This is a genomic window from Ilumatobacter sp. (genome assembly GCF_039969435.1).
In the GTDB taxonomy this organism is placed as follows: Bacteria; Actinomycetota; Acidimicrobiia; order Acidimicrobiales; family Ilumatobacteraceae; genus Ilumatobacter_A.
Genome location: NZ_JBDVNU010000009.1, coordinates 26,296 through 41,120, shown reverse-complemented (window position 1 = coordinate 41,120; position 14,825 = coordinate 26,296). Strand labels below are relative to the sequence as shown.

15 protein-coding genes are annotated in these 14,825 nt (G+C 67.0%); 4 read left to right on the top strand and 11 right to left on the bottom strand.

Features of this window, described 5'->3' with window-relative positions:
* The first annotated feature begins 194 nt into the window (after positions 1 to 194).
* Complete coding sequence (locus ABJK40_RS04260; RefSeq protein ID WP_348479402.1) at positions 195 to 1,553, top strand: class II fumarate hydratase; 1,359 nt, start codon at positions 195 to 197, stop codon at positions 1,551 to 1,553.
* Positions 1,554 to 1,598: 45 nt separating this feature from the next.
* Here the strand turns inward: ABJK40_RS04260 and ABJK40_RS04255 are convergent, their stop codons facing one another.
* The 7 genes from ABJK40_RS04255 to ABJK40_RS04225 form a co-directional block, all read right to left on the bottom strand.
* A complete protein-coding gene (locus ABJK40_RS04255) occupies positions 1,599 to 1,850 on the bottom strand; it encodes a hypothetical protein (protein ID WP_348479401.1) in 252 nt (83 codons plus the stop codon).
* 255 nt (positions 1,851 to 2,105) lie between these two features.
* Positions 2,106 to 3,080: an FAD binding domain-containing protein gene (locus ABJK40_RS04250; RefSeq protein WP_348479400.1), complete on the bottom strand. Its 975-nt coding sequence runs from the start codon at positions 3,078 to 3,080 to the stop codon at positions 2,106 to 2,108.
* The gene (locus ABJK40_RS04245) at positions 3,077 to 5,350 is read right to left on the bottom strand and encodes a xanthine dehydrogenase family protein molybdopterin-binding subunit (protein WP_348479399.1); all 2,274 of its coding nucleotides are present in this window, start codon (positions 5,348 to 5,350) and stop codon (positions 3,077 to 3,079) included. The genes ABJK40_RS04250 and ABJK40_RS04245 overlap by 4 nt, the downstream gene beginning before the upstream one ends.
* Positions 5,347 to 5,844: a (2Fe-2S)-binding protein gene (locus ABJK40_RS04240; protein ID WP_348479398.1), complete on the bottom strand. Its 498-nt coding sequence runs from the start codon at positions 5,842 to 5,844 to the stop codon at positions 5,347 to 5,349. The genes ABJK40_RS04245 and ABJK40_RS04240 overlap by 4 nt, the downstream gene beginning before the upstream one ends.
* 265 nt (positions 5,845 to 6,109) lie before the next feature.
* Entirely contained in the window at positions 6,110 to 6,610 is a 501-nt protein-coding gene (locus ABJK40_RS04235) for a DUF1697 domain-containing protein (protein WP_348479397.1), read from the bottom strand.
* A 96-nt stretch (positions 6,611 to 6,706) separates the two neighbouring features.
* Complete coding sequence (locus ABJK40_RS04230; protein WP_348479396.1) at positions 6,707 to 7,630, bottom strand: aminoglycoside phosphotransferase family protein; 924 nt, start codon at positions 7,628 to 7,630, stop codon at positions 6,707 to 6,709.
* A gap of 1,183 nt (positions 7,631 to 8,813) precedes the next feature.
* On the bottom strand, positions 8,814 to 9,317 hold the full coding sequence (locus tag ABJK40_RS04225; protein ID WP_348479395.1) for a hypothetical protein: 504 nt from the start codon (positions 9,315 to 9,317) through the stop codon (positions 8,814 to 8,816).
* Between the two features lie 172 nt (positions 9,318 to 9,489).
* On the opposite strand from ABJK40_RS04225, the gene ABJK40_RS04220 reads away from it, so the two are divergent.
* A complete protein-coding gene (locus tag ABJK40_RS04220; RefSeq protein ID WP_348479394.1) occupies positions 9,490 to 9,768 on the top strand; it encodes a hypothetical protein in 279 nt (92 codons plus the stop codon).
* A gap of 59 nt (positions 9,769 to 9,827) precedes the next feature.
* On the opposite strand, the gene ABJK40_RS04215 is transcribed toward ABJK40_RS04220, so the two are convergent.
* On the bottom strand, positions 9,828 to 10,358 hold the full coding sequence (locus ABJK40_RS04215) for a MarR family transcriptional regulator (RefSeq protein ID WP_348479393.1): 531 nt from the start codon (positions 10,356 to 10,358) through the stop codon (positions 9,828 to 9,830).
* 50 nt (positions 10,359 to 10,408) lie between these two features.
* Between ABJK40_RS04215 and ABJK40_RS04210 the strand changes: the two genes are divergently transcribed.
* Positions 10,409 to 11,434, top strand: a complete 1,026-nt coding sequence (locus ABJK40_RS04210) for an EamA family transporter (protein ID WP_348479392.1) — start codon at positions 10,409 to 10,411, stop codon at positions 11,432 to 11,434.
* Here ABJK40_RS04210 and ABJK40_RS04205 read toward each other — a convergent pair.
* The 3 genes from ABJK40_RS04205 to ABJK40_RS04195 all read right to left on the bottom strand — a co-directional run bounded on the left by ABJK40_RS04205 (position 11,362) and on the right by ABJK40_RS04195 (position 13,855).
* Positions 11,362 to 12,057, bottom strand: coding sequence for a hypothetical protein (locus tag ABJK40_RS04205; protein WP_348479391.1), 696 nt, complete (start codon positions 12,055 to 12,057; stop codon positions 11,362 to 11,364). The two genes, ABJK40_RS04210 and ABJK40_RS04205, sit on opposite strands and share 73 nt — an antisense overlap.
* A 233-nt stretch (positions 12,058 to 12,290) precedes the next feature.
* Positions 12,291 to 13,313 (bottom strand): VOC family protein, encoded by a 1,023-nt coding sequence (locus tag ABJK40_RS04200; RefSeq protein ID WP_348479390.1) that lies wholly within the window; start codon positions 13,311 to 13,313, stop codon positions 12,291 to 12,293.
* Positions 13,310 to 13,855: a sigma-70 family RNA polymerase sigma factor gene (locus ABJK40_RS04195; protein WP_348479389.1), complete on the bottom strand. Its 546-nt coding sequence runs from the start codon at positions 13,853 to 13,855 to the stop codon at positions 13,310 to 13,312. The genes ABJK40_RS04200 and ABJK40_RS04195 overlap by 4 nt, the downstream gene beginning before the upstream one ends.
* Before the next feature lie 170 nt (positions 13,856 to 14,025).
* Between ABJK40_RS04195 and ABJK40_RS04190 the strand changes: the two genes are divergently transcribed.
* Entirely contained in the window at positions 14,026 to 14,748 is a 723-nt protein-coding gene (locus tag ABJK40_RS04190) for a hypothetical protein (RefSeq protein WP_348479388.1), read from the top strand.
* Positions 14,749 to 14,825: the final 77 nt, after the last annotated feature.

Sequence of the window (14,825 nt, the reverse complement as noted above, 5' to 3'; positions counted from 1 at the left end):
GTGCCGGGCTCACGGTCGTGCGGCGACGATCGCGCGATCGCAGCATGATTGTCCGAGGGTTGGGTACTCCGCGAACCACCCGTCTCGTGGATCCGGCCAGGAATCCGGCACCACGTGACCGAGGGAGGCGTATCGGACCGTGGTGTCGACCGATCTCCAGGGGAGTACGACGATGAAAGGATGGAGCGATCCACATGAGCAGCTCAGCTTCGGAGAATCGACTGTGGGGACCGGAGACGGACAAGGCCGTCGAGAACTTCGCGATCTCGGGCGAAGCGATCCCGGCTCGGGTGATCCATTGGCTCGGCCGGGTGAAGAGCGCAGCGGCGCTCGTGAACGCTGAACTGGGTCTGCTCGACGACGGTCTCGCCGCACGGATCGCTGCAGCCGGTGACGAGATCGCCGCAGGTCGGTACGACGATCAGTTCCCGGTCGACGTCTTTCAGACAGGTTCCGGTACCTCGTCGAACATGAACGTCAACGAGGTCATCAGTGCCCTGTGCGATGGGGAAGCTCACCCGAACGATCACGTGAACCTCGGGCAGAGTTCCAACGACGTCTTCCCGACAGCCGTGCATCTGGCAGCGCTCGAGGTGACCCATGATGTCCTGCTCCCCGCACTCGACGCTCTGGTCGTGGGGTTGGCCACTCGCTCCGACGACTTCGCAGATGTCGTGAAGGCCGGCCGGACCCACCTGATGGACGCGGTACCGGTCACGTTGGGCCAGGAGTTCGGAGGGTACGCAGAACAAGTCCGGAGTGCCCGTGCCCACATCGCGATGACACTGCCCTTCGTGGGGCAGGTACCGCTCGGTGGCACGGCGGTGGGCTCGGGCCTCAACACCCATCCCGACTTCGCTGCTCGGGTGCTGTTGCGACTGGGCGAGACGACCAATGCGGAACTCGCCGGCTACATCGCCGAACCGCGAGACCGTTTCGCTGTGCAGGGTGCCCGAGACGGCCTCGTGGCGTTGTCCGGGGCACTCAAGGTCGCCGCCGGGGCATTGATGAAGATCTGCAACGACGTGCGATGGATGGCGAGCGGGCCTCGAGCAGGGCTCGGCGAGCTCGAACTGCCAGCGCTGCAGAAGGGATCGTCGATCATGCCCGGCAAGGTCAATCCGGTGATCCCCGAGGCGGTCCTGCAGGTGTGCGTCCAGGTGATCGGCAACGACGCTGCGATCTCCTTCGCCGGTTCCCAGGGCAACTTCGAGTTGAACGTCATGATCCCGGTGATGGCTCGGAACATCATCCAGTCGGCCGAACTCCTCGCCACCGCTGTCGACGCCTTGCTGTCGAAGTGTGTCGTGGGGATGGAAGCGAACGTCGAGCGGTGCAACGAACTGGCCGAGTTGACCTTGGCGAGTGCGACGGCACTCAACCCGGCGATCGGATACGACGCCGCCAGCGACATCGTGAACGAAGCACACGCCACGGGTCGGCCGTTGCGGAGCGTCGCACGCGAGCGAGGCGTCGACCCTGACGTCCTCGACGAAGCACTCGATCTGCGCCGGATCGCCGCCGGCAACTCGGGCCGAAACGTCCCGGGCTGAACGGCTGATGTCGGACCTCGTCGAAGTGCAGGGTCGCGCCCGTCGTCACGCCTCGGCGTCTGCCTCCGGGGACGACGATGCTGGGGGCCGGTGGTCCCCGCCCAGCGCGTCGGGATCCATGACCTCGGCGTCTGGTCCGGCGGGTCGGTCGGCTCCTTCGTACAACTCCTCCGACGTGGTCGTGGGTGGGGTGTCGTCGTGGGTCGACATCTCCTCCGGCACGTTTCGCTGAAGGAACATCCATCCGATCACGCCGACGGCGGCGACTGCGCCCAGCACGATGACCACGACGTTCACGACCGGCGCGTCCGATCCGATCGAACGTCGGGCGTTCCCGACGTAGTTCCGTCATCCCCGTCCGTGCTGTGCGGGAGTGCAGATCCGACGCTGCGAGCACGGCCCGGAGCGGGCGGAGAGACGGACTTCATGATTCGCGACACCTGATCGAGTTGCATGAATCCGCGAGTACCCACGACGATCGGCGGCGATTCGTCGTCGAGCGGCGAGCTGCACCCTGTGCTCCACCACCGGATCCCGCCGCCAAGGTCGGAGTCAGGAGAGCGAACGGTGGACGAGACCGGCCAGCAGGCTGAGCTTGTATCCGTTGTCGCTCATCGGCCGGAGGCCATCGACGGCGAGCTCCGCACACGTCCCGATGGTGGTCGCGTCGAGCGGCTTGCCGACGAGAGCTGCGGCACTGGCAGAGAGCACGTGAGGAACGGCACCGACTCCGGATGCAACCAGTGACGCCTTCGAGACGGTGCCATCATCGTCCAATGTCACCGAGGCGGCGAGACCGACCAGCGCGAACTGCCACACGGCGCGATCCATGGCCTTGAGGTACGTGCTTCGGCGGTGGTTGCCGGCGGGGATCGTGACGGATCGGATGATCTCACCGTGTTCCAACGAGTGCAGTGATCGACGGTCAGGGGTGGGGACTGCGAGCAGATCGGCGACGTCGACGTGGCGAGTCCCGCGGGGCGACGAGATCTCCACCGAGGCACCTGCCATCACGAGAACCGATGCGAGGTCGGACGGCTGGACGGCGATGCACGGGGTGTCGTTCGGGACGACTCCGAGGTACTCGGTGAGCCCGTCGCGGGCTGGGCAGCCGTCGCCACCTTTCATCCAGCAATCGATCTGTGCGTCACGGAAGTAGCTGCAGCGCGGACGTTGGAGCAGGTTCCCACCGATCGTCGCCCGATTCCGGATCTGTCGCGTGGCCACCTGACGCAGCGCCGCGCGGATCGCGCTGATGTCGTCGGCCAACCCCTCGTGGTCCTCGAGGTCGGCGAGCGTCGTGAGTGCGCCGATTTGCCACTGGTCGCCGTCACGCTCGATCGATCGATCGAGCCCCGTGGCCTTCACGTCGACCAACGTGTCCACCGACGTCACCCCCGAGAGCTGGAGAGGGATCATGTCGGTCCCGCCCGCGAAATAGGCGCTCGACTCGTCGAGAAGTTCGAGCGTCAGGTCCTCGAGGTTGTCGGCGCGGATGTACCGCTCGGCGATCGGGTGGAGACTCATGAGGATTCCTGCTCGTCGTTCCTTGTCGATGTGTCACGCGCCGTCAGCGCGTCGAGCACCCGCTTGCGTGTGATCGGGAGGTCGCGGAAGCGGATCCCGATCGCGTCGTGGACGGCATTGGCGATGGCGGCGGGTACGGGCAGCAGCGGGAGTTCGCCGATGCCCTTGGCGCCGACTTCGTTGGCGGCCAGGTCGGGGATGTCGAGTACGGCATGCACGATCTCGCACGTATCCGACGCGGTCGGTAGCAGATACTCGTTGAGGTCGGGGTTCATGACCGTCCCGAGGTGGTGATCGACGAACTGGCGCTCGGTCAGCGCGAACCCGATGCCCTGGGTGACTCCACCCAGTACCTGGCTGTCCGCGAGCCGCCTGTTCAGGATGCGCCCGCAGTCCGGGCCGACGACGATGCGAGTGACCCGCACCGCTCCGGTGTCGAGGTCGACCTCGACCTCCGCTTCGGCCGAGCCCTGAGCCCGGGGGCTCACGTCGTCGGGCGTCGCTTCCTTCGAGCCCCAGCCGTGGACGACTCGCGGCGAGAGATCGGCGCACAGATCGGTGAGTGGTTGATCGGGGACATCGGCAACGGTGCTGCTCACGTTGGAACCATCGAACGAGAGTGTGCTCCGGTCGACCCCGAGGTGTTCGGCCGCGGCGTCGAGGAGATCGTCGACCGCAGCGAGTGCAGCGGCGCGAACGGCGGGCGCCATGGTCGGTACCGTGGCACTTCCTGCGCTGGTCGGCGCCGGTGGGCCTGTCGACGTGTCGCCGAGGCTGAGGCGGATGTGGGACAGGTCGACTCCCATCGCATCGGCGACCACCTGGCTGAGCACGGTGCGTGTTCCGGTTCCCAGATCCTGCGCGGACAGGCCGACGTGGACGGAGCCGTCGAAGTTGAACTCGACCGTTGCGTGTCCCGGCGGCATCGCACCGGCAGCGACCCAGTCGTGGGCGGCGAACCCGCGGCCGCGGCGTATGCGTTCGGACGCTTGGCGATCGAACGAGTTCGCCCATCCCGATTCCTCGGCGACCCGCTCGTAGGAGCGGAGGATGCCGTCGGGATGAGACCACGCGACGTCTTCCTGCTGGTTGCGCCCGGCGTGGTTGCGGCGGCGCAAGTCGATCGGATCGATGCCGAGCTCCACGGCGAGTTCGTCCATCAGCGACTCGAGCACGAAGGTCGATTCGAGGTAGCCGGGCCCACGGAACGCAACGGCCGGCCCGAGGTTCGAACGAAGGCGCCGGGTGCGGACGCGCACGTCGTCGCACTGGTACAGGAAGAGGTACGGCCCGTGTACCGCGGATGCTTCGCCCGGCACCGAATACGCGCCGACCTCGGCGTCGATCTCGGCGTCGATGGCCACGATGCTGCCGTTCTTCATCGCCCCGATCCGGACTCGCTGAACGGTGGCGTTGCGCTTGCCTGCAGCGAGGTTCTCGGACCGTCGGTCGTTCATCACCTTCACCGGCGCCCCGGTGAGCTTCGATGCGACCACCGCGAGCATCGTCGGTTTCCAGGGCACCTGCTTGGCACCGAATCCACCGCCCATGTACTCACAGATCACGCGCACCTGGGAGTGGTCGATTCCGAGCCGCTCGGCGAGGTGCTCCCGTACGTCGTTGATGCCCTGCGTCGAGGTGTACACGTCGACCTGCTCTCCGCGCCAGTCGGCCACCGCGCCATGGGGTTCCATCGCGTTGTGCACCGCGGTCGGCGTGTGGAACACACCTTCGACGAGGAGGTCGGCGCGAGTGAATGCGGTTTCGACGTCGCCGCGGCCCTCCTCCTCGGTCTCGATCTCGTCGTTGCCGAGCAGCATCGGGGCATCATCGTCGTCGACATGTTCGACATCGGTGAGCGGCTCGAGGTCGTCGTAACGGACCTCGACCACTGACGCCGCCCGCCGAGCGATCGATTCGGTTTCTGCAACGACGACGGCGACGTCGTCACCGACGAAGCGCACGATGTCACCGACTCGGGGGAGCAGCGGCTCGTCGTCCTCGTACCAGGCGTACTCGCTCACGTCGGCACCGGTCATCACGGCGGCCACGCCCTCGATGGCGCAGGCTGCGTTCGTGTCGATCGAAGCGATCGCGGCGTGAGGCCGTTCGCTGCGCACGATGACGCCGACCAACTGACCCGGGAGCGAGATGTCGGCGCTGTAGCGGGCACGGCCCGTGACCTTGTCCACGGCGTCGACCCGTGGAATCGGCCGGCCGACTCGTTCGACTCCGGCTTCGGTGAGATCGTCGAGTTCCGCCGCTCTCATGACGCGCTCCGAACGGTGAGTGCCACCTCGGCGGCATCGAGGATGTGGCGATAGGCGCCGCAGCGGCAGAGGTTGCCCTGGACAGCCCGTTCGATGTCCTCCGAGGTCGGCTCGGGCTCGGCTCGACGGAGCCCTTCGAGACTCATCAGTTGGCCCGACGTGCAGAAACCGCACTGCAACGCATCGCATTCGATGAATGCGTCCTGAAGCCGCGACAACTCGCCGTGGTCGGCGAGGCCCTCGACCGTGTCCACGCGCCGGTCTTCGCACTCGACGCCGAGCACGAGACAGGAATACACGGCCTCGTCGTCGAGCAACACGGTGCAGGCCCCGCACGTCCCGACCTCGCAGGCCGGCTTCGCACCGGTCAGGCCGAAGCCCTCACGCACGGTGGTGAGGAGGGAATCTCCCGCCTCGACCGTGGCGTGACGTCGGCGCCCGTTCACCACGATGCCGACGGTCGTAGGGGTGGCGGACGGTCGCTCGGCAGACATCGGGCCCGTCATACCCCTCTTCGACGGTTTCAATCCGCGGTCACCGCCGATCGCCACGAGGAGGCGGCGCAGCCGACGACACGACGCACCGTGCGACGCCTGGGGGTCGGGTGTTGCGGTGAGTCTGGGTCGTGCTGGGGCCGGGGGAGTCTCACCGGTTGGTGGGGTCGGGGCAGCTGGCTTCCTCTGACTCGGAACCGACGGCCGTCGCAACGGCTCACCTCCGGCGTCGGCCCGAACCCTCGGTCGCCGATCGCCAGTCCGGTCAGAGCGCAAGCTTGGAGGCGAGCGATCTGACGGTGTTGATGTTCCTGTTCGTCCCGGGGTCGGGCAACTGCTTCTCCACGGGGCGCCAGTCGAGTGTGGTCTTGGCCACGCCGCGACCGGCCAGCCAGTAGAGCTCACGGCCGTCGGCGCGCAAGACGTCGACATCGTTCGACGCCGCCTCCACCGTCTCGGGGACCTCACCGTCGAAGAAGCTGACGAGCAGTGACGCCGGCTTCTCGAGGTGGAGGTCTGCGAACGGCGGCGCAGTGGCGATGTGGGCCATCTCGGCTGCGGTGCGCAGGTACACGGCGACGTCGAAGCCGAGGCCCTCCTCGAGCGTCGAGCGGATGACTGCGACGCTGGGTCCATCTTCGAACAGGACGTTGCCGGCGGCCTGGAACGTCGACACCCCGGTGCACCCGGCGAGCTCGAACAGGTCGGTGAGACGCGCGTTCGTCACCCGACGCTTGCCGAGGTTGATACCCCGCAGCAGTGCCACCTTGCGCTCGCCGATCTCGCAACGATACGCGATCCGCCGACGAGGAAGACCGCGACCCGTCGACCCGCCGCTGACCCCGATCCGGTTCGAGCTGATCTACAGACAGCGTCGAGCGACCTCGAGGAACGATGTTCCCTGCGTGGCGCCGAGTTCTCGGATGTTGGCGAGGCCGGTCGAGACGCGCTCGATGAATCCCCATTCCCAGACCGCGACGGGATCGACGCCGCACCGATCGGCGAGCATGTTTGCACGATCGCGTGTGAGTCGTGCCGTGTCACCGTCGAGGAGTGGCTCGTTGTACTCGCGCATCACGACACTGAGGTCGTGTGCGGGTTCGGATGCGAGACCTTCGACGTCGACGAACTTGAACGTTCCGTCACCGACGGCGAGGGTGTTCCAGCCGTGGGCGTCGCCATGCACGAGAACAGCCGTGGCGGGGTCGAACGCAACGGTTCTGCGGTCGCAGTAGGCGATCGCTCGATCGATGACCCGCCGGCTGCACGGTTCGCCGAGTTCGGTCCACGTCGAGTCGACGTACTCCGCGAGCCACTGCGCTTTGTCGGCGCCGGTCGGCAACGAATGATCGACGTCGACCGGCCGCCAGAACGTCGTCAGCGTCGTCGCGATCGTTGCCAAGATCTGATCGACGTCGTAGCCGAGTTCGGCGAGGTTCGGACCGAGTCTCTCCATCAACATCGCCGGCACGCTCGGATCGGCGTCGAGGACGACGACGCATCCCTGGCCCGCAGCGATCCGATGAGCGACGACGCTGCGGACGAACGCATCGTGTTCGTCCATGTCGAGAGGCATCGCGACCTTCACCACACACGCGCGTCCCGACGAATCGGTGGCCTCGGCGACGTAGCCGGCGGTCCCGCTGCGGAAGGGCGCACCGACGGTGAGATCCCACCGATCGCTGAGTCCGGCAAGGACGTCGGGGAGTGCGTGGAGCCACTGCCGACCGGCGGCACCGTTCGACAGCGCACGTGTGCGAACGAGCTCCGGCACGTCGATGTCCACACGGACGTTCTAGCCGCGGCGAACCGTGACGGAACTCGGACGCGTTCGCGAATGCCGCGGTTGCGACCTGGGTACGCAGCGGCAACGGACGATGACCGCCTCCAGGAGGAGACAGGATGAACATCACCAACACGGCCCCGGCGATCGGGCGTCTCGTGACGACCGGGGCTCTCGCTGGCCGTAGGCACGTCGGTACCGCTCGCACGAGCGATGAAGAAGACTCCCGCAGCGTCACGGACACGGTCGTCGAGCGGGTCGACGAAGACCTCGGTCCCGTCGACGAGTGACCGTCGACCTCACGCACACACGGCGGCGCACCGAGGAAGGCGCGGGAGCCGGACGCCTGGGCCCCGAGACTCGGGTCGCGGTCGTCGAATCCGGAACCGCCGATCGTCGCCCGAGCCCCGGTCGACGGGGCCCCGGGCTCCGCGCAGCGCGTGAAGTGCCGATCGTTGTCGGTCTGTTCTGTCTGTTCCCATTGGTCGCAACGACCGCACCCCGCACGCGCACCGAGGCGATCGCGCGGGGCCGGGCCATCGATCGCTGGGAGGCGTCTCTGGGGCTCGACCTCTGGAGACCACTGGCGACATGGATCGAACGTTTCCCCATCGTCGAACTCGTGGCGAACGGGGTGTACTTCGGTGCGCACGTCACGGTCCTGGTCGGGGCCGGATGCTGGCTCGCCTGGTCGCAACCGGACCGGTATCGACACCTCCGGAGGGTGTTCGTCGTGAGCCAGGTCACCACGATGGCGTGCTACGTGCTGGTCCCGACTGCGCCTCCGCGTCTGCTCTCGGACTCCGACGCCAGCTCGACATGGGACGTGCTCCAGTCGCCTTATGCGGCGTTTCCGAGCGGCCACGTGATCTTCGCCGTCATCGCCGCGGCAGCGCTCCTGTCAGGGCGTCGACGAGGACCGGCGCTCGCGGTGCTGATGTACCCGGTCACCGTCGCCGCGATCACGATGGCCACGGCGAACCACTACCTTCTCGACGTGCTCGGTGCGGTCGTCGTGGTCGTGGTGTCGGCCGGTGTCGTCTCGCACACGAGCACCGGCTGCTCTCCGGCGCCGACGACTCGACTTCGTGGTCCCGTGACCCGTGCACCCGACCTGGATCGCCTGACGTGCCGTTCACACCGGAGTGCGGACGAGCGTCGTCACCGTGATGACGGAGGCGACGGCTCAGGTCCGACTCGATCGGTCGAAAGCCTCGCTGGTCGCGGTGTGATGGAAGGCCTCCAGCCGATTCAGCTGTCGGTCGGCGCGTTCGATCATCTCGTCGAGAAGGTCGGAGTCGATGCCGTGCCGACCGGCGCCGACGCCGTGCCAGAGTCGCTGTTTGGCGTGGACGCCGGCGATCAGACCTTCCAGTTCGATGACTCTCGAGAGCGGTGAGTACCCACGAAGTCGGCCGTTCGGCTTGAGGCGGGCCAATCGTTCACCGATCACGACCAACACGTGTTTGACCGGGTTCCTCCGAGTTCCGACCTCCTCCATGATCTGGTCCAGGGTCGCGACGTCCTGGCTCACCTCGTCGACCAAGGTGTCGAGGAACCGCCCCAGTTCGCTGCCGACGTTGTTGCCGCGGCAACGGCGCGCAAGGCGGATCCCACCCGCGGCTGCGCTGCGATGGTCGCTGAGGTAGATCCGGAGATACTTGTCGGGTATGACTGATGTCGGGCTCATGAGGTCCTCCTACCCGCCAACCCCGGGTCTATTCCCGGGAGAAGGCGTCCGGAGCACGTTGCGTTGATTTCGCGTCCCGAGCTCATGTGCTCCGATGGGTCATCGCCGAGATCCGATTTCGGACATCGAAAGGAACCGTTCGACGGTCTGTTTCGCGTGCCTGGATGTGGCGGTGACGGTCGGACACGACGTCGACGCGACATCCGGGAGGGGCATCCCCGTCTGGCGTGACACGGTTGCCGACCTCGGTGACGAACTCTTCGGTGAGAACCGACTCGCCTGTCAGCGGGACGGCTCCGTGAACTTCGTTCGGCGCCCCGTGAGGGAGGTGGAGATCTTCCCCGACTTCACACAGCTCGAGCCCGTCGACGACGTCCCGGTCGAACTCGTCCTCGTCGACCCCTCCGGCACGATCTCCGTGCAAGCGACAGGGGATCTCCGGTTGCTCTGATTCTCCGTAACGAGCACTCCGCCCACAACGTTCGGACCCGCGCCAGTGGAGGATGCGCGCTACTCGCGGTGCGGTTGTTCAGCGACACCGTGAACGAGGCGGCGAAGCAGGTCGACCAGTTGGTCGCGTTGCCCCGACGTGAGGGCGTCAACGATCTCGCGTTCGTTCGCGGCGTGGTCGACGAGAGCGGCATCCACCGTTTCGAGGCCCTTCTCGGTGAGCACGACGAGCACTTGGCGGCCGTCCGACGGGCTCTTGGCCCGCTTCACGAGGCCGCGCTGTTCGAGTCGGTCGATCCGGTTGGTCATGGCGCCAGACGTGATCATCATCGACTCGAGGAGTTGCCCGGGTGTGAGCTGATACGGGTCGCCGTGGCGGAGCAGTGTTGCGAGGACGTCGAACTCCCACGATTCGAGACCGTGTCGGGCGAACACCGCATCGAGTCGAGGTCGGATCAGCTTGTCGAGCCGGGTGATTCTCCCGATGATCGCCATCGCCGACACGTCGACCTCGGGTCGCTCGCGCCCCCACTGCTCGACGATCACATCGACGTGGTCATCCGACCGGTCCGAGGAAGTCTCCGTTTCCATGTACCTCATTGTCTCTTGATGTCAAGAGAGATGCAAGATAAGTTATCTTCATGTCAAGAGATATCTCGATCGCGTGGATCACTGCTCGGACCGCGCTCACGCCGGCGGTGTGGGGCACCACCTACATCGTCGCCACCGAGTGGCTCCCCGCTGGGCGACCGCTCCTCGCAGGCTGCGTACGCGCACTCCCCGTCGGCCTCGCGTTCGTTCTCTGGTCTCGGCGTCTCCCGACCGGTGCCTGGTGGTGGCGCGCCGCGCTCCTCGGCACCTTGAACATCGGAGCATTCTTCGCCCTGCTGTTCGTCGCAGCGTTCCGGCTGCCAGGCGGGGTGGCAGCCACCGCTGGCGCGATCCAACCACTCGTTGCCGCAGGCATCGCAGTCGTCGTGCTGGGCGAGGCCTTCACCCGTCGCACAGCAGCGGCGGGAGCCGCGGGGGTCGCCGGAGTCGCGATGCTCGTGCTGGGCCCGGACGCCGCGCTGGACTCGGTCGGCATCGCCGCCGCAGTCGCAGGCACCCTCTGCATGGCGACCGGCGTCGTGCTCACCAAACACTGGGGCCGCCCCGTCGACCTCGTGACCTTCACCGGTTGGCAGCTCGGTCTCGGAGGGTTCTTGCTCGTACCGATCGTCATCGTCTACGAAGGGCTGCCAGGAGAGATCACCGCGACCAACGTCGCCGGGTTCTCGTGGCTCGCCGTCGTCGGCACCGGAGCCGCCTACGTCAACTGGTTCGCCGGGATCCAACGTCTACCAGTCAGCATCATCAGCTTCCTCGGGCTCCTCAGCCCACTCGTCGCCACGGTCGCCGGATGGGCACTGCTCGACCAGACCCTCACCGCAACACAACTCGCCGGGGCCGCCCTCGTCCTCGCGGCAGTCGTCGCTCCCCAGATCCCGACACACCGCCACCCTCCGACGAGCCCGGTGACGGCCGATGGCACCCGCACCGCGACCACCGTCAAGAGCTCATCACGACAACACCGCAGACGGTTGTCGGTCGATCAGGTCGAGGACGGGTTGTCGTCACCGAGGATCAGGTCGAAGCGGTCGCGTGGCATGACCGTGCCGAAGTAGTGGTCCTCGGCCCCGGACCATCGCGCCTCCCAGTCCGCTCGATACTCCTCACCCTCACGTGCCAGGAGTTGGCGCCGTCGAACCTCGGGCGGCACCTCGAGGAGCACTCTCAGATCGAGGAGATCGTGGAGTTCGGGTCGAGCGCTGTACGCGCCCTCGAGGACCACGACCGGTGCGATCACCGTTCGGATCGGGGTGGTCTGCAACGGCACGTCGTCGGCGTCCCAGTCGTCGGCGTCCCAGTCGAACGACTGCCACGACCCCACGCCCGTCGCACGCAGCTGCGACAGCAGCCGACGTTGACGGCGCCAATCGATCACCCGGTCCGCTCGCTCCGCCACCGGACGCGAGTCCCAGGTCAGAGCGCTCCCACCTGCATAGAACTGATCGCCTTCGATCAACGTCACCATCGGGTCCGATGATCCCGACACGCCGAACGCCTCGACCATGGCCTTGCTCACGCTCGACTTCCCCGCACCGCTGCGTCCATCGATCGCGACGAACACCGGCGACCCGACCTCGAGTTCACGACGCACACGATCGATCAACGGTCCGGCGATCCGAGCCGGCGTCGGCCGCTCGTCGGCCAGATCGTCCTCTGTCCGTTCGATCCCGCTGGCCACGACATCATCATGACCGCAGCACGATCCGAGAACGCGCCCGATTCGCTCCGTACGCCACCACTCCAGCGGCCGACTCGCGCCGCAGGGGACGCACGACAACGGTCGTTCCCGATCCCGCAGACCGATCGGATCGGCAGGACCGGGAGCGATCGGCTGTGCGAGATCGGCCGGTCGAGATCAGCGATCGATGCGCGCGGGTGACGTCGGTCGACGACGGGGTTGCGTCGGACCTTCTACCGGTCGTAGCCGGGTGCGGGCTCGCTGAGCTTGAAGCGCACTCCCTGGTCGTCGTCGCAGATCGCCTCACGGCCCGAGTCGTGGGCGTTGAGTTCGACCACGGTGCCACCGGCGGTGCGTACGCGTTCGACGGCGTCGTCGAAGTCGCGGGCGGTGAACCACATCTGGATCTCCCCCGGATCGGTGTCTCCATACGGGTTCCTGGTGGCTCGGAGGCCGATCGGCATCGTGGTGTTCACGACGTGCTGGCCACCGTGGTCCTGGGCGTGGAACTCCCAGCCGAGCACCGCGCCGTAGAACGCTGCCGCGCGATCGACGTCTGCTGAGGAGAGGGTCATGTAGTAGGGCTCCGACGGCCCTCGACGAGATGCCATCGCCACGTCGTCGTACACCGGTGTGCCGACGTTCCACCGATGTCCGTACGGATCGACGATCCAAGCGCTGCGCGAACCGTGCGCCTCTTCGATCGGACGCTGCACGACGGCGCCGCCCGCAGTCGCGCGTTCGACGAACTCCTCCACGACGGCGACCTGGATCACGATGCTCGTCGACGTGTGCGAACCGTCGCGAGCGGGTGCGCGCACACCGAGGGCGGGCGCCTCGTCGCTGAGGTAGAACACCGCGCCGGCGACGTTCAGTTCGGCGTGTCCGATCTTGCCCTCCCACGGCACGACGTTCGAGACGTCGGCGCCGAAGTGCTCGCGGTACCAGTCGAGCGCGTCGGTGGCATCGTGGACGCAGATGTACGGGGTGATGACCTGGGACATGACGTGGTTCTCCTTCTGGAGGTTCGGTTGGGTTCGAGAGGGCTCGCCGCGACCCCGGCGGGCGGCGTCGTCGGACACGGAACGCACCGCACCGCCGAGATCGAAACGGTGATCGGACGCCGGTGCGTTTCCCGACGACAACAGAGCCCGTTCGACGCGTCCGCGCAAGCGTTCGGCGAACTCGGGGTCGATCGACCGATCGTCGGTTGCGAACTCGGACATCTGCTCGAACGGATCGTGGTTCTCGGTCATGACGCACCCGCCTCGTCTCGTTCGTACAGTCGTCGGAACGCGCGTCGAGCCCGAACCAGCAGCGTCTCGGTCGCGTGAACGGTGCGGCCGAGATGATCAGCGACTTCGGGCACGGAGAGACCGTCGAAGTACCGCAACACGAGCGCGCTGCGATGGTGCGCACCGAGTTCTTGCATCACTGCACAGACCCCGCGACGGTCGAGCAACTGATCCCACGGGTCCTCGCCGTTCATCGTTTCGAGCGCGTCCTGGTGGACGGAGGTCTCGTGCAGCACCGTCGTCCGCGGACGACGCTCGGCGCGTCGCCAGTGGTCGATGAGCTTGTGACGGGCGATCCCGATCAGCCAGGCAACGGTCACCCGATCGACCTGGTCACGGTTCACCTGACCGACCGCAGCGAGGAACGTCTCGGCGGTCACGTCTTCAGCGACGCTGCGGTTGCCGCAGCGTGCGTGGACGTAGCGGAACACCTCGTCGGACGCTTCGTCGTAGACACGCAACAGCTCGGCGGCGTGGTCAACCCGCTCGGTCTCGTCCTCCATCACCCCTACATCGTGCAGGACACCACAACTCCGACACCCATTCGACGTCGGCGAGCGTTGCCGAGCGCTCGAAGATGTTCGTGACAGCGCCGAAATCGGGCGATCTGCGCTCCTGAGCGACCACGCTGCCCGAGCTACAGTCGGCTCTGGATCGGGCGAGGAGGGCGCACATGCGAGCTGGGGTGTGGGCGGCGGCAGCCGTCATCGGTGGACTGTTCGGCTGCGCAGATGGCGAACCGGCCGACGGCGACACGTTGGGGTCGGTGTCGTGCGTCGACGACGAGGGCGACACCGGGTTGAACAACTCGGTCGTCGACCAGACCGCCGATCCCGACGAACGGGTCCCGGCTGGTCTCGTGGACCTGGTCGCGACCGAGGTCGGTCTCGAGGCGCCGGGGACGATCGTGGTGGTCTACCGGCTCGGCGTCGATGTGGCGGGCTCCGCCGAAGACGTCGACCCGGAGCTGGTCGAGCCGTGGCGCTTGGTCACGAGGTTCGACACCGGCCATGAAGTGGTGCTCGCGCTGCGCGCCGATCCCGACGGCGACGGCGACGGCGTCGTCCTCGACCCGACGTTCGCCGGCCGGTTCGAGTCACGCCGACAGGTGACGGCTGACGTGGAGGCGGTGGTCGACGTCGACGCCGAGCTCCGGGACGGGCAGGGCGTGCCGTTTCCCGGTGTGACTGGCTTCTCGGCCGAGACAGACCGCGACGGGCCGCTCGGGGTCGAGGCCACGATCGACGGCGAGGTGGTGACGGTGCGGATCACGGCCGTCGACGAGTACCTCGAGGATGATCAGTTCCCCTTCGCGGAGGTGAGCGACATCGTCGCCGCCAGCCCCCAGGACAACCGCATCGACTTCTGCGAGGGTCCGATCGCCTTCGTGGCGTAGTCGGCGGCCGTTGCCGATACTCGCTCGTCTCGATCGACGGTGCGAGGAGGACATCCGCCGCAGCCCTCAGGGACACA